At 72.3% G+C, this 274-nt stretch carries 1 protein-coding gene; it reads left to right on the top strand.

Annotated features, from left to right (window positions below; genetic code table 11):
* Positions 1 to 274: FAD-linked oxidase C-terminal domain-containing protein (locus AB1287_RS22415; protein WP_435619153.1), on the top strand; the 274-nt coding region annotated here is incomplete at both ends.

A 274-nucleotide genomic window follows, 5' to 3' on the forward strand; every position in this document is an offset into this window, starting at 1 on the left:
CTCGACGGCACGGCGGCGATCGCGGAGAAGTACGACCTGACCATCGGCGTCTGCGCGCACGCGGGGGACGGCAACACCCACCCCGTCGTCTGCTTCGACCACGCCGACGAGGACGAGTCGCGGCGGGCGCGGGAGTCCTTCGACGAGATCATGGCGCTCGGGCTCGCCCTGGGCGGCACCATCACCGGCGAGCACGGCGTGGGCGTCCTCAAGAAGGAGTGGCTGGCCCGCGAGTTGGGGCCGGTCGGCCTGGAGCTCCAGCGCGGGATCAAGC

It is taken from the genome of Scandinavium sp. UTDF21-P1B (genome assembly GCF_040750395.1).
Lineage (GTDB): Bacteria > Pseudomonadota > Gammaproteobacteria > Enterobacterales > Enterobacteriaceae > Scandinavium.